The organism is Rhodospira trueperi (genome assembly GCF_900101965.1).
Lineage (GTDB): Bacteria > Pseudomonadota > Alphaproteobacteria > Rhodospirillales > Rhodospirillaceae > Rhodospira > Rhodospira trueperi.
This window is the reverse complement of sequence record NZ_FNAP01000014.1, coordinates 96,397-114,599: the sequence shown is the minus strand read 5'-3', so window position 1 is coordinate 114,599 and position 18,203 is coordinate 96,397. Positions and strand designations below refer to the sequence as shown.

15 protein-coding genes are annotated in these 18,203 nt (G+C 67.5%); 4 read left to right on the top strand and 11 right to left on the bottom strand.

Annotated elements, in window-relative coordinates; genetic code table 11:
• Window positions 1-86: 86 nt before the first annotated feature.
• The 4 genes from BLS85_RS15795 to BLS85_RS15780 all read right to left on the bottom strand — a co-directional run bounded on the left by BLS85_RS15795 (window position 87) and on the right by BLS85_RS15780 (window position 5,801).
• Window positions 87-494, bottom strand: coding sequence for a hypothetical protein (locus BLS85_RS15795; RefSeq protein ID WP_092787701.1), 408 nt, complete (start codon window positions 492-494; stop codon window positions 87-89).
• Window positions 495-679: 185 nt separating this feature from the next.
• The gene (locus tag BLS85_RS15790; protein ID WP_092787700.1) at window positions 680-2,947 is read right to left on the bottom strand and encodes a hypothetical protein; all 2,268 of its coding nucleotides are present in this window, start codon (window positions 2,945-2,947) and stop codon (window positions 680-682) included.
• Window positions 2,944-3,714 carry a tetratricopeptide repeat protein gene (locus BLS85_RS15785; protein WP_092787699.1) on the bottom strand — a complete coding sequence of 257 codons (771 nt, stop codon included), beginning with the start codon at window positions 3,712-3,714 and terminating at the stop codon, window positions 2,944-2,946. Before BLS85_RS15785 ends, BLS85_RS15790 begins: the two co-directional genes overlap by 4 nt.
• A complete protein-coding gene (locus BLS85_RS15780) occupies window positions 3,711-5,801 on the bottom strand; it encodes a hypothetical protein (RefSeq protein WP_143027224.1) in 2,091 nt (696 codons plus the stop codon). Before BLS85_RS15780 ends, BLS85_RS15785 begins: the two co-directional genes overlap by 4 nt.
• A gap of 310 nt (window positions 5,802-6,111) precedes the next feature.
• Between BLS85_RS15780 and BLS85_RS15775 the strand changes: the two genes are divergently transcribed.
• A complete protein-coding gene (locus BLS85_RS15775) occupies window positions 6,112-7,452 on the top strand; it encodes a hypothetical protein (RefSeq protein ID WP_092787697.1) in 1,341 nt (446 codons plus the stop codon).
• Between the two features lie 32 nt (window positions 7,453-7,484).
• Window positions 7,485-7,802, top strand: coding sequence for a hypothetical protein (locus BLS85_RS15770; RefSeq protein ID WP_092787696.1), 318 nt, complete (start codon window positions 7,485-7,487; stop codon window positions 7,800-7,802).
• An 81-nt stretch (window positions 7,803-7,883) separates the two neighbouring features.
• On the opposite strand, the gene BLS85_RS15765 is transcribed toward BLS85_RS15770, so the two are convergent.
• The 5 genes from BLS85_RS15765 to BLS85_RS15745 form a co-directional block, all read right to left on the bottom strand.
• A complete protein-coding gene (locus BLS85_RS15765) occupies window positions 7,884-9,047 on the bottom strand; it encodes an acyl-CoA dehydrogenase family protein (protein WP_092787695.1) in 1,164 nt (387 codons plus the stop codon).
• Window positions 9,048-9,148: 101 nt separating this feature from the next.
• Window positions 9,149-9,784, bottom strand: a complete 636-nt coding sequence (locus tag BLS85_RS15760) for a 3-oxoacid CoA-transferase subunit B (RefSeq protein ID WP_092787694.1) — start codon at window positions 9,782-9,784, stop codon at window positions 9,149-9,151.
• Window positions 9,781-10,434, bottom strand: a complete 654-nt coding sequence (locus tag BLS85_RS15755) for a 3-oxoacid CoA-transferase subunit A (RefSeq protein ID WP_425438487.1) — start codon at window positions 10,432-10,434, stop codon at window positions 9,781-9,783. The genes BLS85_RS15760 and BLS85_RS15755 overlap by 4 nt, the downstream gene beginning before the upstream one ends.
• Window positions 10,435-10,455: 21 nt before the next feature.
• Window positions 10,456-12,414 carry a TRAP transporter permease gene (locus BLS85_RS15750; protein WP_092787692.1) on the bottom strand — a complete coding sequence of 653 codons (1,959 nt, stop codon included), beginning with the start codon at window positions 12,412-12,414 and terminating at the stop codon, window positions 10,456-10,458.
• Window positions 12,415-12,493: 79 nt separating this feature from the next.
• Window positions 12,494-13,621 carry a TAXI family TRAP transporter solute-binding subunit gene (locus BLS85_RS15745; protein WP_092787709.1) on the bottom strand — a complete coding sequence of 376 codons (1,128 nt, stop codon included), beginning with the start codon at window positions 13,619-13,621 and terminating at the stop codon, window positions 12,494-12,496.
• 197 nt (window positions 13,622-13,818) lie between these two features.
• Here BLS85_RS15745 and BLS85_RS15740 point away from each other — a divergent pair, with 197 nt between their 5' ends.
• Together BLS85_RS15740 and BLS85_RS15735 are read left to right on the top strand one after the other, a co-directional pair.
• A complete protein-coding gene (locus BLS85_RS15740) occupies window positions 13,819-14,745 on the top strand; it encodes a LysR family transcriptional regulator (protein ID WP_176793802.1) in 927 nt (308 codons plus the stop codon).
• A 110-nt stretch (window positions 14,746-14,855) separates the two neighbouring features.
• Complete coding sequence (locus tag BLS85_RS15735) at window positions 14,856-16,058, top strand: CaiB/BaiF CoA transferase family protein (protein ID WP_092787690.1); 1,203 nt, start codon at window positions 14,856-14,858, stop codon at window positions 16,056-16,058.
• On the opposite strand, the gene BLS85_RS15730 is transcribed toward BLS85_RS15735, so the two are convergent.
• The gene (locus BLS85_RS15730; protein ID WP_143027223.1) at window positions 15,989-17,338 is read right to left on the bottom strand and encodes a hypothetical protein; all 1,350 of its coding nucleotides are present in this window, start codon (window positions 17,336-17,338) and stop codon (window positions 15,989-15,991) included. The two genes, BLS85_RS15735 and BLS85_RS15730, sit on opposite strands and share 70 nt — an antisense overlap.
• Window positions 17,339-17,439: 101 nt before the next feature.
• The gene (locus tag BLS85_RS15725; RefSeq protein ID WP_092787688.1) at window positions 17,440-18,201 is read right to left on the bottom strand and encodes an enoyl-CoA hydratase/isomerase family protein; all 762 of its coding nucleotides are present in this window, start codon (window positions 18,199-18,201) and stop codon (window positions 17,440-17,442) included.
• Window positions 18,202-18,203: the final 2 nt, after the last annotated feature.

Below are 18,203 nucleotides of genomic sequence, written 5' to 3'. Positions count from 1 at the left end.
ACCTCGCCGACACCCTTGCCGCTTTCGTCAGCATCGCTTCCATCCAACTCGCGCTGCGACGCCTCGCCCGCCAGTAGGCTTTTGAGTCAGGCTCTCAGCCAGGTCAGGGCGCCTTTGGTCGAGGTCCAGGTTTCCAGGCTGGAGAGGACAGTGAGGACCGCCTCGTCCTTCGATCCCAGGGCGTCGTGGGGCGGCGGCTGTTTCGGCAGGCGTGTCTCGCCGAGCAGGGAGGCCGGCACATGGGGGGTGTTCTTGATGGCCGCGGTTAGCGCCGTGTTCGCCCCCGACGTGGCCCCGCCCTGTTTGAACCTCAGCAGGGCGTCGGTGTAGCTCCATTCGGCCCCCGCCTTGGCAAGGTCCGGCTCCTCGTACGCGTCGAGCACCGCGCGGACGGCCTCGAACAGGGTCAGGTGCAGCAGTTTCGGGGCCAGCACATGGCGGAGGCCCATGTTGTCGTTCGGGCACAGCCGCAGCATGTCGCGCCAGTGGGCCACGGCCTCATCGCGGTCCCGCAGTACAGGGCCAGCAGGAACAGAAGGACGGCGACTGCCATGGCGCCGTATCGCAGCGCCGCCACCTCGAACGCCACCGGATCGTGATTGGCCATCGCAATGTCAAAAGCCGCCGCGTCCGGACCCAATGTGCCGCGCCGGTATCACACTCACGGAATCGGCAGGGTTCACCGTCGCGTTCCTCTCAGGCACAGCGCGCGTGAGACCTTGTAGGCAACGTTGCAGGACGTGATGACCTCCGCCGTGATCTGGGGTGAGTGTCGCCAGCAGCCCCAGCCGGCATTGACGCAGGGGCCGTTGGACGTGTCCTCGCAGGACGGCGAATAATCGACCGATTTGGTTTCGTAGTACTTCGAGACGGACGATGAGCCCGACGACGTCGCCCGGCAGATGCAGTTCATCAGGCTCAAGTGGTCTTCGTCGGTGCCCAGCCGACGGCTCAGGCTGGCCAGTTCCGAGGGTCGCATCGACCCCAGCAGGCTCTCGACTTCGTTGACCGTGGTTTCCAGGAACTTGGTGCAGGCGTCGTCCACGCCCTCGACCGTGACCCGCTCAACCATGGTTGGCGCACGGTCGGCCAGTTCCAACCAGGGCTGCATGGCCTGGTCAAGCTCCTGGCCCACCGGATGGTCGCGCCCCAGGGACTTGTCGCGGAACTGGCGCCAGCGATCAGCCGCCTGTCCCAGAGCCGCCCGCGCCTCGGCGTATTGCTGTTCCAGCATCCGCCGTTCGGTGTCGGATCGGGTTTCGCGCAGCCGATTTTCGATTCGCTTCAGGTCGTTGACGCGGTCGCGGATGGTCGTTTCATAGCGTCCGCCCACACCCCGGATCAGGGCATAGCCGCGCCGGTCGGCCTCGGAATCGTAATACCAGTTGTCGGCAATGGCCTTGATGCCGGTGATCTCGCCCAGGCCCCGCACCGTGGCGTCGATCAGGTGGCCGCCGGCCTCCACCGGATCCTCAGTGAGATCGAGGATCCCGTTGCCGGTGACGGTCGCGACCCAGCCCAAACCCTGGCCGGTGGCGTTGGCCGCGCCCTTGGTGATCCGCCACATGCCGCGCCCGAAGGCGGCGGCGCCGTCCAGCGCGCCGTCGGCGCTGGCGAACTCCTCGCCCATGATGCGCGAGGCTTCGCCGATGGTCCCGTCCAGCACGGCGTGGCCCAGCTTCACCGGCGCCACGACCATATTGTTGAACATCTCTTCGGCCATCTCGACCCCACCCGCACCCAGCCATGTGACCTGTTCACCCTGCATGGCGGCGCGTTCCCGCACGGTCAGCGCGGCGCGAGAGCCCTCGCCGGCGATCTCGATGACCGCCAGCACCGCCCCGCCCGCCTTGGCCAGCGTCTGCAGCCCGCTCTTGGGCGGGCGCAGCTTGTGGGCGGCCTCGAACAGGCCGGTCCCGCGCTCGATCACGTCATCCACCGAGGTGCCAAGCTGCGCCAGCCGGCGCCGCACCTCAGCCGGAGCCAGCCGGCTTTCGCCGCCCATGCGGAGAATCCGGGCCGCCTCGTCGAGGTTGCTCGGCACCTGCCCGCCCAGGGCGGTGACGCGCGGCAGGATGTGCTTGTCGTACTGTTTCGCAAACTGGCGGAACTGCTCCAGTTCCTGGCCGACGGCGGCGCGGCGAGCCTGATCCAGGATCGCCCGCGCCTCGGTCGAGTTGGGGGCGAGGCCCTGGGCGCGGACCAGATCCTCGGCCTCGTCCAGGATGGCACGCGCCCGGTTGGCAGGCTCCAGCGACTTGTGCCGCATGGCCATGCGGATCTGCTCCGGATCGCGCAGGCGGGCATCCGGCGGGCCGTCGAAGAAGGTGGCGGTGTCGCGCCGGTCGATGCCGTAGGCCTCGACATGCTTGACGTCGGTCACCTCCACCGAGAGGTCGCGGGCGAAACGCCGGGCTTCGTCGGGCGAGGCTGGCGGCCGGCCGTGCGTGGCTTCGAAATAAGCATCGGCCACGCGGCCCTCGACCTCGGCGTGGGGGATGTCGCGGCCGTTGACCCGCACCGTCACATCCCAGTCCTGGCCCAGCTTGGGACGGTCACCCGGATTGGGAGCGTTGGTGGCCTCGAAGAACTCGATGGCGTCCTCGGGCACGTTGTATTCCCGCGCCAGCCGTTCCCGCAACCGGTCGCGCGTGCCGCTCTGGATCATATCGTGCTGGCGCGCGGCCTCGCGGATCAGCCGGTCGTCGCCGAACTGATTGAGGCGCTGCACCGCGACCGGATCGGCGCGCAGTTGGACGGCCAGCCGGCGCATTTCCACCGCATCGCCGCGCCGCGCCGCCGCCTCGAACGCCTGGATGGTCTCGTCGGCCTCGCGGATCGCCCCGACCCAGGCCTCGACGTTGGTTTCGACCTGGGCGCGGACGGGAGCGGGCAGCGCCAGCAGGATACAGGCAACGACGGCCAGAACACAGGCACGGCGGATCATGGCTGCCCCTCCTCGCGCAGTAGGGTTTCCGCCAGCGCCCGCAGCAGCGGTTCGGTACGCGGGTTGTCCCGGATCATGGCGATCACGGCAGTGCCGCCGTCCTCGTTGCCGCGCGCGCGCTCCAGGATGCCAAGCGCCAGCAGGGTGCGGTCGTGGGGCGAGATCAGCAGCATGTGGTCCAGCAGGGCCGCGCCCCGGTCGAGCGTTTCGGTGCGGGCATACAGCGTGCAAGCCATTGCAAGGTCCAGCCAGTCCGGATCCTCGGCCGTGCGGGAGAGCAGGGATTCATAGGTCGTCAGGGCAGCGCCGAAATAGCCGCGCGAGGTCAGCAGGCCGGCCAGCGTGCGTTCGGCATCGGTCAAGGTGGGGTCGTACAGCAGCGCGGTGGAATAGGCCGCGATCGCCGCATCCGCCTGGGTCGGGCGTGCGGCGAGGGCATCGCCCAGCCGCACCCACAGGGCGGCATCGTCCGGCGTGCGGTCCAGGTCGGCCCACAGGGCTGCGACCTCCCGTTGGCGCTCTGGGGATAGGCCCGCCAGCGCCTCCGGATCGAGGGCGGGTGCCGGTTCGGACGATGCCTTGTCGGACGGGGCCGCCGGGAGTGCGAAGGTGGGGATGGCCGGCTCGGAAGAGGCCGCGACGATGACGTCGGGCGCCGATCCTGCGTCGGGCTTGGCCTTGCGCTCGGCCTGAGCCGCACCATGCGTGACGCAAAGGCAGACGGCGGAAACCAGCGTCGCAGAAAGGATGCGTTGCGCGCGTTTCATCGGCCGTCCTCCCCGACGATAGCCTCAAGCTGGCGGATCAGGTCGCTGACGTCCAGGTCCTCGCGAATGGTCAGGTCCGGCTTTTCCTCGACCGGTCCAGCAAAAGTTGCGTTCCATCCGGCCGTGGGCGGGTCGTCGCAGTAGCCCCATGTTCCGCGCAGGGTTTCCCCGTCGCGCTCGAACATCACCCGTCCCCAGTGATGGCGGCCGTTGCGGGCCGTGTCACACCTCTGTTTGGAGCCATTCTCGATCCAGTAGCCGTCGAACCGGGACCCGCGAATGGAGCCGTCCAATTCACCGTCGTCAGGCACATAGGTTCCGGTCAGCCTGGTTCCGTCCACGGTCAGGGTCATGGGGTGTCCGCCCTCTGTATTGCGCCAGATGCCGGCGTAGCCCATGGGATCGGCGCCGGGATCGAGGGGGGACGCATCGTCACCGCCATCGCCAACATCCGCCACACGATCGGTCCCGCTCCCATCCGAAGGCGCGCCGGCGCCGCGCGCGCTGACCGGCTTCACATCATCCGGCCGGGTCTCGGAGACACGCAGGGGCACCGAGACAAGCTCCCGGTTGTTGCTGGTTTCGGCCATGCGGAGCGAATAGAGCCCTGGTTCGGCCGGAGCCCGGAACTCCCAGCTGCCTTCGGTGGCGTTGTCCAGCCGGTGATAGGCGATGTCGTGCTGGTCGAGCACCGCGAAATCGCCGTGCGGCACGTCCGCCTTCATCAGCAGGATAAAGGTCCGCGCTGGATAGGTGGCCGACGCGGTGAAAGCGACAGGAAACGTCTCGCCCGGGGCCACCCAGTTCGCGGCCAGCGACAGCGAGGCCGCGCCCGTGTCCACGGCGACCGTAACCGTCCGCGAGGCCAACTCGACGTTGTTCGTCGTCTCCGCCATGCGGATGTCGTAGGGGCCTTCAGCCATCGGCGCCCGGAAGTCCCGCGTACCGTCGGTCGCGCCGTCCAACCGGTGATAGGCGGTGTCGTGCTGGTCGAGCACCATGAAATCGCCGTGCGGCACATCCGCCTTCATCAGCATCAGATACGTCCGCGCCGGATAGGTGGCCGAGGCCGCGAACTCGACCGGCATGACCTCGTTGGGGGCGTAAACATCCTTGGGCAGGGACAGCGAGGCCGCCTCCCGGTCCACGCGCACGTCGAAGGTCAGCGAGGCCAGCTCGACGTTGTTGGTGGTCTCTGCCATCCGCAGGTCATAGGTGCCCTCGACGGTCGGCGCGGTGAAATCGCGCGTGCCCTCTGCGGCGCCGTCCAGGCGATGATAGGCCGTGTCGTGCTGATCCAGTTCCGCGAAGTCACCATGCGGCACGTCCGATGTCATCAGCATCAGATACGTCCGCGCGGGATACGTGGGCGAGGCCGTGAAGGCCAGCGGCATGGTTTCATTCGGCGCATAGACCGGCTTCGGCAAGGACAGCGACGCGGCCGCGCGGTCCACCGCGACCGTGAACGTCAGCGAGGCCAACTCGATGTTGTTGGTCGTCTCCGCCATGCGGATGTCATAGGTACCTTCCGCCAGCGGCGCCGTGAACGGCCGTTCGCCCGTGGTCGCGCCGTCCAGCCGGTGATAGGCCGTGTCGTGCTGATCGAGCACGAGAAAGTCACCGTGCGGCACGTCCGTCTTCATCAGCAGCAGATACGTGCGCGCCGGATAGGTCGCGGACGCCGTAAAGGCCAGCGGCATCGCCTCGCCGGGGGCATAGGTGTCCTTGGGCAATGACAGCGAGGCGGCCTCGCGGTCCACCCGCACGGTGAAGGGAACGGAGGCCAGTTCGCCGATATCTCCGGGCGCGGCCATGCGCAGGGTATAGGTGCCCTCCGGCAGGGGGGCCCTGAACTCCCGCACGCCCGACGTGGCGCCGTCGAGCCGGTGATAGGCGGTGTCGTTCTGGTCGAGGGTGTTGAAATCGCCGTGCGGGACGTCGCCCTTCATCAGCAGGATGTAGGTGTTGCCGGGATAGGTTTCCGACGCCTGAAAGGTGACCGATACGACCTCGTTCGGCGCGAACACGGGTTTGGGCAACGACAACCCGGCGGCAGCCCGATCCACGGGCGTTTGGGCGAGTTGCACGGCTGCCGCTCGGGAGCCGTCGGCACACGCCGCGCGTGGCGGCCCGGCCACGCCCCAAACCAGAACGGCAAGACCAACCACTATCAGGCGCGCCGCGCGCCAGCCCATCCGTGCCATCGTCCCAGCCCCCCACGCAGTCCCCCTCGACCGGATATCCCGATGATGATCAGGGATTTTGGCGACGGCAAGGCATTTGCGTACACATGGCCTGGACAGCCGTCGGGCACCGGTCATACCTTTGTTGCCGCTATGGGTTTCCGCTCAATGCATCCGCGCTTGAATGCCGAGCCGCCCGCAATGGAGTGTCGCCATGCTTGGTGTTCTGCTGCGTTTGCTGCCGCTGACGGCCCTGATCGTGGTCCTGCTGGCGATCTGGTTCCCCGCCCCCGAGGTGGTCGAGGTCGAAGCCGTCGATTGGCCGGCCCGGTACGAGCGAGCGCATTCGCCGTCGCTGGTCGGGTTCGGCGCCCTGTCCGCGATGCGGGCGCAGGTGCGCCGCCAGCATGACGGCGAGTCGATGGCCGACTTCATCGCGCGCGAGACGGACGGCGGCCCGGTCGCGGTGTCGGGCGACGGGTGGGCGCCGCTGCTGTCCGCCGCCGCGCGCCGACCGGGCGAGCGGGTTTACGTCGCCGTCGAGGCGGTGCCCATGGCCTTGAGCCCGCACCACCCCGTTTACGCGACCGTCGGCGTGGGCGCGCAGGCGCCCACCCTGTGGCTGAACCGGACACCGACGGCCGATCTGTGGTCGTGGGACGAGGTGCCGGCGGACCTGCTGTATCCACTGCGGGGATGGTGGCCATTGATGCTGGGCGGGCTGGCGGGCGCGGTCGGGCTACGCTGGGCCGGCGATGGCGGACTCGCGCGCCAGCCAAAGGCCCGCGCAGCCGCCACCACCCACGGCAAGGCCGTGGTCTGGACGCTGGGCATGGCCCTGGTCGGCGCCGCCCTGATGGCGATGCCGCATCTGTACGGCATCTGGGGCGCGGGCATCGGGTTCGCGGCCACGATGTTCGGCCTGTTGCTGCTGCTGAGCGGCCTGATCGCGTGCGCGCTGTTCATCGGCGCGGTGGGCGCGCTCGACCGCCTGCTGTCGGGGCGCGAGCGGCTGGCCTGCTGGTCCTATCCCGAGGCCGACTGGATCGCCTTCGTCGGCGACACCCGGGCCGAGCAACGCGAACGGGCCAAGGCCATCCTGGCGGTGATCGGCGGTCTGATGGTGCTGATCGGCGGCGGGTTCCTTTTGTTCGCCGAGGACACCGAGGCGGCGTTGATCACCGTGGGCGTGCTGGCGGCGGTTTTCGTTTTGGTGCTGGTGGCGGCCCTTGTCATGCCGTGGCTGTCGGCGCGGCACCTGCGGCGCGGTCCATTCGAGATCCACATCGGCCCGCGCGCGCTGTGCGTCGGGCGCCAGAGCCATGTCTGGGGCGGCCTGCTGGGCCGTTTCGAGGACGCCGGTGTCGAGGACGCGCCCGAACCGGCACTGCGAATCCACTACTCCGTGTTGCAGTCTGCCGGAGGCCGTGTCTTCAGCCTCTATCGTCGTCATGAGGTCGTGGCGGTGCCGATCCCGCCGGGCCACGAGGCCGAGGCGCGGCGCGTCGCCGACGCCCTCAGGGCGCGACACGCGGGGTCGGGCGGGGCGGCCTGACGATCGAGCGAGGGCAGGAACACGAGGGGCAGGTGAGCGGTGTTGTCGAAAGGCGCACGCTCGCCTCCAAGGACCGCGCGGCGTCCGGCCGCGATGACCAGCACCAAACCCGATCCATTCTTGCGCCCGGCGCCCCCTTGAGCACCGATTGTCCGGTGTCGGAAACGGGGGACATCATGGATGGGGCGGAGTCCGAGGGGCTGATCCTTCACGTCGAAACGACACCGAAAGTGAACTTCGCGTGCCACCAGAGCGCGTTTCCGGTTGTGCGCGCGCTGAGCGTGGAAAACCGCGGTCCCGACACCGCCAAAAACACCCTGCTAAAAACAGCCGCTCAAAATCCGCGATAGCGGTCTGTGATCGCTCACAAAACCCTGATCTACCCAAAACCCGGTGACGGATGCGGGTTCAAGGCGGGGCCGCGTCCCCGATCAGAAGCTGCGCGGCAACCCGAGGACATGTTCGGCCAGATAGGACAGGATCAGGTTGGTCGAGATCGGCGCCACCTGATAGAGCCGCGTCTCGCGGAACTTCCGCTCAACATCGTATTCCTGCGCGAAGCCGAAGCCGCCCAGGGTCTGCAGGCAGGCGTTGCCGGCCTGCCACGACGCATCGGCGGCCAGCATCTTGGCCATGTTCGCCTGCGCGCCGCACTCTCTGTGGGCGTCGTACCGTCGGCAGGCCTCGAACCGCATGAGATTGGCGGCTTCCACCTGCGTGTAGGCCTGGGCCAGCGGGAACTGGATGCCCTGGTTCTGCCCGATGGGCCGGCCGAAGACGACCCGCTCGCCCGCGTAAGACACCGCCTTATCGATGAACCAGTAGCCGTCACCGATGCACTCGGCCGCAATCAGGGTCCGCTCCGCGTTCAGGCCATCCAGGATGTAGCGGAACCCCTTTCCCTCCTCGCCGATCAGGCTCTCAGCGGGAATCTCGAGTTCGTCGAAAAAGATCTCGTTGGTCTCATGGCCGACCATGTTGGGGATCGGCTTCACCTCCATTCCCTGGCCGATGGCTTGGTCCAGCTCCACCAGGAAGACCGACAGGCCGTCAGACTTGCGCTTGACCTCGGATAAGGGCGTGGTGCGGGCAAGCAGGATCATCAGGTCGGAATGCTGCACCCGGCTGATCCACACCTTCTGACCATTGACGACATAGCGATCGCCCTTCCGCACGGCGGTCGTCTTCAGCTTCGTCGTATCGGTGCCCGTGGTCGGCTCGGTGACCGCCATGGACTGCAACCGCAACTCTCCGCTGGCGATGCGGGGCAGATAGCGCGCTTTCTGCTCTTCGGATCCGTGCCGCAGCAGCGTGCCCATGTTGTACATCTGGCCATGGCAATGGCCGGCATTGCCGCCCGCACGGTTGATCTCCTCCATCACGATCGACGCCTCGGTGAGCCCGAGGCCCGATCCGCCATACGTCTCAGGGATCATCGCGCCAAGCCAGCCGGCCTCGGTCAGAGCCTGGATGAACGCCTCGGGGTAGGTCTCGTCGGCGCCATGCTGCCGGTGATACGCCGCCGGGAACCCGGCACAGAGCGCCCGCAGCGCGTCGCGCAGGTCGTCGAACTCTTCAGGTGCGCTGGTTCGCACAAGCCGCTCCTTCTTCTTCCTTGGCCTCGGGGCCGCCGTATCGCAGGATTTCCTGCTCCAAACGCGGAGGATGCTCTCGGGCGTTCCGCAGGTGGCCGTCCTCAAACATGGATCGTTGCCTCGGTCAGGGCCTGCACCTCGTCGAGCGTGTTCCCCGGAGCGAGATCGACCAGCACGAAACCGCGTGGCGTCACGTCCAGAACCGCGAGATCGGTGTACACCCGCGTCACGACCCCCAACCCCGTGAGCGGATATGTGCAGCGGCGCAGAACCTTCGGCGTGCGGTCCTTGCCGGCGTGGCGCATCATCACGAAGACCTTCGGGACTCCGACCACAAGGTCCATCGCGCCACCGACCGCCGGCGGATAGGTCTCGTCCAGTGTGGCCCAGTTCGCGAGGTCGCCGTTCTCGGCCACCTGATAGGCCCCGAGAACCGCGATATCGATATGCCCGCCGCGCATCATCGCGAAGCTGTCGGTATGCTCGAAATAGGCCGCGCCCGGCACCGTCGTGATCAGCCGCTTGCTGGCATCGATCAACTCGGGGTCCTCCGACCCTTCGGCGGGGGGCGGTCCGACCCCGATGATGCCGTTCTCAGAGTGGTAGATCACCTCGCGCCCCTCGGGAACATAGGCCGAGACATGCGTGGGCTTGCCGATCCCAAGATTGACATAGGAGCCGTCCGGGATGTCCCGCGCCACCCGGGCCGCCAGGTCCGCATCGCTCAGGCTCTTCATGGCCGAACCCCATATTCGACAACGCTTTGCACGAAAATTCCCGGAGTCACGACCACTTCGGGATCGAGCGGCCCGTCCGACAGGGACCGCACCTCGGCGATCGAATGGCGCGCCCCCATTGCCATGGCCGGATTGAAGTTCCGCGCGGTGGCGTGATACCGGAGATTCCCCCAGCGGTCCCCTTCCTCGGCGCGCAGGAGCGCGAAGTCGGCAGGCAAGGGCGCCTCCATCACGTAGCCGCGACCGTCGATCACCCGGGTCTCCTTGCCCTCGGCGAGCTTCGTCCCATAGCCCGTCGGTGTGAGGAACCCGCCGAGCCCGGCACCCGCCGCGCGGATGCGTTCGGCAAGGGTGCCTTGCGGGACAATCTCCAGCGCGACCTCGCCCGCCTCATAGCGCCGCTCGAACCAGATCGAGCCCGGCGTCCTGGGGTAGGAGCAGATCACCTTGGTGACCCGGTGTTCCTTCAAAAGCAGGGCGATCCCGGTTTCGCCCGCGCCCGCGTTGTTCGAGATGATCGTCAACCCGCGCGCCCCCTGATAAAGCAGGGCATGGATCAGGCCGAAGGGAATGCCCGACGAGCCGAAGCCGCCAATCATCACCACCGCCCCGTCCCGGATCGGGGCCACCGCGGTGCCAAGGTCCGTCACACGTTTGTCCATGCTGTCTCCTTATGCCTCCGCCTTCGCCTCTGCCTTGCGCCGCCCGAGGGTGAGGTTCAGCACGATGACGCAGGCAAGGATCGCGAAGCCGGTCAGGCTGGTGATCGGCTCGGGAACGAGGATCAGCAGCCCGCCCAGGCCGAACGCCACGCGGCTGGGTAGGCCGATCCGACCGACGCGGTAGATCCAGGCCTCGAATCCCGAGGTTAGCGCCCAGATCGCGATAACCGCCAGCGCGACGGAGTGGAGGACTTCCATCGGGGTGCCGTGCATGATCAGCGCTGGATCGTAGACGAAGATGAACGGCAGGATGAAAAGCGTGATCCCCAGCCGCATCGCCTGAACCCCGGTGGTCAGCGGGTTCGTCCGGGCCACGTTTGCTGCGGTGATGGCGGCCAGGGCCACGGGTGGCGTGATGTAGGACAGCATCCCCCAATAGAGGATGAAGAGGTGGCTGGCGACCGGGTCCAGGCCGGTCTGGATCAGCGCGGGGGCGAGTAGGATCGACAGAAAAATGTAGCAGGCCGTGACCGTCATCCCCATCCCGAGAACGAAGCTCGTCACGGCACCCGCCGCCAGCATCAGTGCCGTGTTCCCGCCCGCATACAGCAGGAGTTCGCGCGAGAATGCGCCCGCGACGCCGGTGTAGGAGAGCCCGCCGACGACCAGCCCGATGCCGGCCAGGATCGCCACCAGCGACCCCACGCTGACCGCGATGTCGTGGAGAAGCACCTTGAACCGTTCGAAGGTCAGGCGCGTTTCGCGGTTGAAGGCGGTGGCGATCAGCATGACCGCCGAGGCGTAATAGGGCGCGCGCGATTCCATCCGCAGCCCCATCAGGACGTAGATCAGCACCGCGAGGCTCAGAAGGTACGGCCAGCCCTTGCGCAGCACCGGCCAGATGTCGGGGAGCTCCGACCGTGGCAGGCCCTGCAGCCCCCGGCGTGCCGCGAACATGTCCACCTGGAACAGCAGCGCCACATAGAACAGCAGCGCCGGGATGACCGCCGCCGCGACGATGGTGGAATATTGCACCCCCAGGAAGGAGGCCATGACGAATGCCACCGTCCCCATCACCGGCGGCATCAGCGTGGCCCCGGTCGAGGCGCAGCTTTCAACTGCGGCGGCGTAGCTTGCCGGATATCCCACGCGCTTCATCGTCGGAATCGAGAACGGCGCCGACATCAGGATGTTCGAAATCACGCTGCCCGAGAGCGAGCCGAGGATGCCGCTGCCCATCACCGCGACCTTGGCCGGCCCGCCCCGGCTGTGCCCGAGCAGCGCCGACGCCAGTTCCATGAAGAACTCGCTGCCCTTGGTGACGACGAGGACCGAACCGAAGATGACGAACCCGATCACCAGTTCGGCCACCACCTGCATCGGGATCCCGATGATGCTCTCGACCCCCAGGACATGGGCCCGCACGGTCTCGATCAACGAGAACTGCGTGCCCCAGAGGAAGCCGGGCATGTAACCCGCGAAGAGGGGATAGCTCCCGAAGATCAGCGCCGTCACCAGCAGGATCGGTCCGCCCGCGCGACGCACGCCCTCCAGAACCAGGAGGATCAGGATCGAGGACATGATGTCGGCGATCAGCGGCGCATCGTATTCCCATCCGGCCTGGATGATCTCGAGCCCGTGGAGCCCCAGATAGCCGGCGCTGATCATCGCTGCCGCGCCCAGCAGCAGGTCAAGCCAGAGGAGGTGCCGCCTGGCCTTGCTCTGGATCGGGATGGCCAGGAAGGATACGGCCAGGAACAGGCCGATCAGGTAGTAAAGATAGGCGTTCCCCAGCGGCTGGAACCCGAAAAGGTTCAGCAGGAACTGCTGGTTGATCGCCATCAGCACGCCAACGGCGCCCATGATGCGGACCAGCCAGCGCAGGGCCTGCGCCCGGGAGGAGGAGCCTGCCTGATTCCGCGCGGACGGCGCCGATCCGGCGGCGAGTGGCTTAGGGTCGCCCGACATTGAAGCACCCTATCGTCTGGGTTGCCGCCCCCCGCCTGTGACGGAGGGCGGAGCCTGCAAAGGCGATGGTGCGCGGTCCTCAGTCGAGCGACGCGACAATCTCGTTGCGGCGTGCCATCCAGGCTGCGGCGAAGTCCTCGTCGGACAAATCCGAATGACCGTCCTTGAAGCTGCCCCAGGCCTCGACCAGGGCGTTCATCCGCTCCAGCCGTTTCTCGTTCCAGGCATCGTCCTCCTCGGTCCAGACGCCGATCTCTCTCAGATACCGGATCGCGCCCTCGTGGAACGGCAGGTCGATGGCGGGGCGACCCGCGCGATCAAGCGACCAGCGCCGCATCGTCGCCGTGCCGTCCTTGTAAAGGTCATAGGTCTCATCCAGCGCCTTGATGAAGGCATAGACCGCGTCGGCCGACTTGTCCGGGGTCGTTGTGACGACCGGATACCGGTAGGCCGCCATCTTGGCGGTCTCGCCCTCGGCCAGACCCGCCGCCACGTCCTCTTCCGACGGGCTCATGATCGGCAACACCTTCAGAAGCTTGGCCCAGCCCTCCTCGTTGTCGGGCTCCAGCGGGGCGTAGTAGATGCCGCGCGGGCTCTCGGCCAGTTCGTAGAGTTGGCTGGTGGTCGGCGTGGTGCAGGTCGCGTCGGACTCGTTCCTGGTCATCGACGACATGGCCGAGGCATAGGTCGGGAAGGTGATGACCTCGACATCGTCAAGCGTCAGCCCCCCGAAAGCCAGGATCGCCTCGCATTTCACGTTGACCGACGGATTGCCGGCCACGAAGGCAATGCGCTTCCCCCGGGCATCGGCGACGGTGTCGATCCCAGCGTCGCCCGCCGCGATCAGCGTGATGCCCGCCGGGCGTCCCGCCACGGCGCGCAATTCGTGTGGGCCCCAGTCGGACGTGGCGAAGTCATAAACGCCCTCGCTGACGAAGAACGCCTCAGTGGCGAGGAAGGCGTAGTCGGCCCGGCCCTGCAAGAGCGGCTGCAACCGGCCGATGCCGCTGCCCGACGGCTGGATGCGCACCCGCGTGCCGTACTCCTTGCCAAAGGCGTCCGCGATGGCCGAGGCCTCGGCGTAGCCGGCCGAGCCCACGTCATACGACGTCCAGACCATGGTGTCCGGCAGATCCTGAGCCGCGGCGGGCAGGCTCGCGCAGGCGAGCACGGCACCGAAGGCGGCCCCGACAGAACGATTGGTCATGATTTCCTCCCGGTTTTTTTTGATGGGAGAGAGCCGCGCGGCCCCGGTCTCCTCCGCGGTGGCGCGGGCCAAGGCCCGGACCTGCGGCGGCCACTCTGTCGGCACGGCATATGGCCTCCCTTGTGCAAATGCTGCAGGGCTGCCATTCATGTTTCAAATGCATTATGGATATAACAGAGATATCATGCAGGCATGGAATGGATCTGAAACAGCTGCGCAACTTCGTCCACATCGTGGAACTGAACAGCATCACCGCGGCCGCCGAACGCATCGCGATCGCCCAGCCCGCGCTCAGCCGGCAGGTCAAGGCGCTTGAGGCCGAGTTGAACGTGGCGCTCTTGCGTCGCCACGGACGCGGTGTGATGCCGACCGAGGAAGGCCTTCGCTTGGCCAGTCGCGCCCGAGCGATCCTCGAAGAGGTGGACGCACTCGCCGGCGAGTTCTCCGGAGAGCACCAGGTGCTGCGCGGTACACTGACCCTGGGCCTGCCGCCAACCGTCGCCGAAGTTCTCGCGACCCACCTGATCGAACGGGCGTTGGATTCGTTTCCCGAGGTGAAGCTGCGCATCGTCTCGGGGTTCAGCGGCCATGTCCAGGATTGGCTGTTGCGCGGGCGGATCGACCTCGGCGTCGCCTACGAGGGGCAGAAATCGCCCTTGGTCAAGATGCAACCGATCATCCTTGAGCAGCTCTTCCTGATCCAGTCGCCGGACGTTGCGAGCGTGGCGGATGGCACGCCGGTCCCGGTGGATGTGGCGTTGGCCCAGCCGCTGGTGCTGCCCAACCCCGAACACGGATTACGGGGCCGAGTGGAGATGCTCGCGGCACAGGAAAAAGCCGATCTGAACGTGGTGCTGGAGATCGACATGCTGCCCAGCATGCTGGCATTCGTCGAACGCGGGCTCGGCAGCACCGTCCTGCCGCTTGTCAGCGTGGCCGGTCGGGTCCGCGCCGGGCGCCTGATCGCCCGGCCGATCGTCGGGCGTAGCGTCGACCGGACACTGGTGCTGATGACGCCGATCAACCGTCCGTCCTCGCGCCTGATCGGCGCCTTTTCCGAATTCCTGATCGCCGAGGTCCACCGTCTGTCGGCCACCGGCGAATGGCCGGGCACGACGCTCTGAATCATGCCTCAGCGGCATTTCTAAAATCACGAAATAGCCTTAGAAGCATAAAATCTGCTTTCCTATCCTGTCGCGAGGACGCCCGCTCGTGCGGTCAGGGAGGAGCAGCGATGCATGAACAGCCGCTGAACGGTATTCTCGTGGTGACGGTCGAGCATGCCGTGGCCGCGCCCTTTTGCACGTCGCGCCTGGCCGATGCCGGAGCGCGCGTCGTCAAGGTCGAGCGGCCGGAAGGCGACTTCGCCCGGGGCTACGACCGGGCGGCGGCGGGGGAAAGCAGCTACTTCGTCTGGCTCAATCGGGGCAAGGAGTCGGTCGTGGTGGACTTGTCGGCGGACGCGGACCGGCGACTGCTCCTCGCGATGACCGACCGCGCGGACGTCTTCGTGCAGAACCTCAAACCCGGCAGCCTGGAGCGCAAGGGGCTCGGTTTCGATGCGTTGCGGGCGCGCAACCCCGGTCTGATCTGTTGCGCGATCAGCGGCTATGGCGAGACCGGCCCCTATGCGAAACGCAAGGCCTATGACCTGTTGATCCAGGCGGAGTCCGGACTCTGCAGCATTACCGGAGGGCCCGAGGAACCGGCGCGCGTGGGCATTTCTGTCGTCGACATCGCCACCGGCGCGGCGGCCCAGGCCGCAATCCTGGAGGCGCTGATCGCCCGCGACCGGACGGGTGAAGGCACCGAGATCCAGATCTCAATGTTCGACGTGGCCGCCGAGTGGTTGAGCGTGCCGTTCCTGCATGCTGCGGCCGGGACACCGCCCCGGCGCATGGGCCTCACCCATCCCTCGATCTCGCCGTACAGCGTGTTCCGCACCAGCGACGGGCGTGACATCCTGATCGCGGTGCAGAACGATCGGGAATGGGCCGTGCTGTGCCGGATCTTGCTGGAGCGCCCCGAGTGGGCTACCGATCCCCGCTTCGCGACCGCCCATGAACGGGTCGTGAACCGTGCCGAGGTGAACGCCGCCGTGGCCGCCGCGGTCGAGGCGCGCGACGCGGCCGAGGTCGCGCGCCTTCTCCTGGGGGCCGACATTGCCTTCGCGGGTGTCAACGACATGGACGGGCTGATTGCCCATCCGCATCTGTCCACGGCGCTGGTCGAAACGCCGGCTGGCGCCGCCGTGGCGCTGCCGGCCCCGGCGGCGATCTTCGATGGGGGGCGGCGGGTCGCGCACGCGGAGGTCCCCGCTCTGGGTCAGCACTCGAACGCGATCCGGGCCGAGTTCGGCGCGGTCCCCTACAGCACGCCCGCCGCCATGAGAACGCCGAGCACCACCCACCAGGCCAAAAAGATCGCAAGGCAATAGGGGCCGTTCCAGATTGGTCCGATCCGTGCGGCCGGACGCCGGATGATCGCCGAGCAGAAGATGACTGTGGTGATGAACGGCGACAGCCCGATGACCGTGCCCCAGCCGCCGATGATGGCCAGCGCGATGAGGGGATCCCCGAGGCCCGGCACGTTGAGTTGGGAGGCGATGGCCCCAAGCACCGAAGAGGTGACGATCGGATTCACGCCGATGAAGGCCAGCCCAATGATCGCGACGGAAAGCCCCGGCGCCAGGATCGCCGGACCAAGCGCCAGTTCGGCAATCAGGCTGCGCAGTGCGTCGACCGGGATCAGGGCCGGCAGCACCACCGAGGCGAAGCCCGCCGCCGCGAACACGCCGATCTCCGCGCCCATGTCCGGAAGCCGCACCCAGGCGCCGCGAACCGCCGCCACCACCGCGCCCGTGGGGCCGCCTGGACGCCCCATCCCCACGACGGCGGACCAGAGCAGCGCATAGGCTGGCACCAGCAGGATCAGCGCCTGCTGGAAGCCGAGCGGCGACAGACCATGCAGCAGGAAGACCAGGCCGCCCACCAGCACGACGTGCCCCACCACAAGCACCGCGCCGAGGGCCGACCCCGGTGGCGGTGCGGCGCGCGGCAGGGCCTTCCCCCGGAAGCGCCGCCCTTCGATCCGATCGACCGCCCAGCCGATCGCCACGAAGACGAAGGACATCGCGAAGCCGAAGGGCCCGAAATCGAGGTAGGTCAGCCCCGGCATGGAAATGAGAAGGGCGTTGGTGGCGAATCCGAGTGGCGACCAAAGCGAGATCAACGAGAACCCGCGCACGATGGCCAGCGTCATGCGCTTGAGCTTCACCTCGCGGATCTCGGCGGACATCCGTCGATTATCGTCGGTGTCCATCGAGCGCATCGCCATGTCGAGGAGCAACGCAAGCCCGCCGAAATTGATCAGCACCCCGAAGAGATGCCCCCCGAACGTCAGGGCCAGATATCGGCGCGAGGCGGGCTGCCCGGTCAGATAGGCCCCCGCCTGACTGACCTCGCGGGCAAGCGCCGCAGCCGAGCGCAACGTGCCCAGAAGCGCGATCAGTGCGGCCAGAAACAGCATCCGCCCGAAGCCGTCCATCAGAACGGTGCCCGGCACACCCCCGAACAGACTCACCGTCAGGACGCCCAGCGCCAGCAGGATCGGCACCCAGGCACCAAAGCCGAACTGCCGCCAACCGAGGACGAGATAAAGGGTCAGCGCGGTGGCGCCAACCAGGGTGAGCCATGCCACGTCCACGAAGACGAGCACGAGGACGGAGGTCATCACAAAAGAAAGAAGCACTCGCCGCGTTTGAACGATGGGCGCCCTCCACGGGTTGTCATGTAAGGCCACCGCGCTGCCTCCGCCGTTCAGCGCCCCTTGAACCGGGCGGGACGCTTTTCGAAGAAGGCCGCGCGCCCCTCGGCGGCGTCGGCGCTGTTGAGCAGGATCGGCTGCACGCCGTGCTCATAGTCCAGCGCCGCGTCCACCACGCTGGCAAAGTAGCTGAGAACGAACTGCCGGGGAAGCGGCGCGCCCGACGCTTCTTCAAGCGCCAGGGCCGCTGCGGTTTCGACCGCGCCGCCAGGGTCGGCGACCGAATCGACGATCCCGAGCCCGTGCGCCTGTTCGGCCTCCAGGGGTGCGTTGCCGAGCAGAATGCGCCGCGCCGTGCCGGGCCCGACCCGGGCGGGCAGGGTCGCCAGAAGCCCCATATCAGGGATCAGGCCGATCTTCGTGAACCCCGCGACAAAGCGTGCGTCGCGCGCGGCCACCACGGTCGGGCAGGCGAGGGCCAAGGCAAAGCCACCGCCGACCGCCCAGCCTTCGACCGCGGCGACCAGAGGTTTCGCGTACCGCACCATGCGCCCGATCAACTCCCTGATCTGGCCCATCCGGGCGCGGTGGGCGGCAATGCTGCGCTCCGTCTGGTCGCGGATGTCGCCGCCGGCGGAGAAATGGCCCCCGGCCCCGGTCAGAACGACGGCGTGAACGGCATCGTCGGCCTCGGCCTCGGCCAGATGGGCCGCGAGGGCCTGCCGCACCGCAAGGCCGAGGGGGTTGCGCCGTTCGGGCTCGTCAAGCGTCAGCACCAACACCCCATCGGCTCTCAAGACGCGCGATACGTTCATTT

Coding starts and splice junctions, on each gene's coding strand:
- BLS85_RS15740 (WP_176793802.1), top strand. CDS start 13,819: ATGGATCTGAAACAGCTGCGCAACTTCGTCCACATCGTGGAACTGAAC.
- BLS85_RS15760 (WP_092787694.1), bottom strand. CDS start 9,784: ATGAAGAGCCTGAGCGATGCGGACCTGGCGGCCCGGGTGGCGCGGGAC.
- BLS85_RS15775 (WP_092787697.1), top strand. CDS start 6,112: ATGCTTGGTGTTCTGCTGCGTTTGCTGCCGCTGACGGCCCTGATCGTG.
- BLS85_RS15790 (WP_092787700.1), bottom strand. CDS start 2,947: ATGATCCGCCGTGCCTGTGTTCTGGCCGTCGTTGCCTGTATCCTGCTG.
- BLS85_RS15735 (WP_092787690.1), top strand. CDS start 14,856: ATGCATGAACAGCCGCTGAACGGTATTCTCGTGGTGACGGTCGAGCAT.
- BLS85_RS15745 (WP_092787709.1), bottom strand. CDS start 13,621: ATGACCAATCGTTCTGTCGGGGCCGCCTTCGGTGCCGTGCTCGCCTGC.
- BLS85_RS15750 (WP_092787692.1), bottom strand. CDS start 12,414: ATGTCGGGCGACCCTAAGCCACTCGCCGCCGGATCGGCGCCGTCCGCG.
- BLS85_RS15725 (WP_092787688.1), bottom strand. CDS start 18,201: ATGAACGTATCGCGCGTCTTGAGAGCCGATGGGGTGTTGGTGCTGACG.
- BLS85_RS15785 (WP_092787699.1), bottom strand. CDS start 3,714: ATGAAACGCGCGCAACGCATCCTTTCTGCGACGCTGGTTTCCGCCGTC.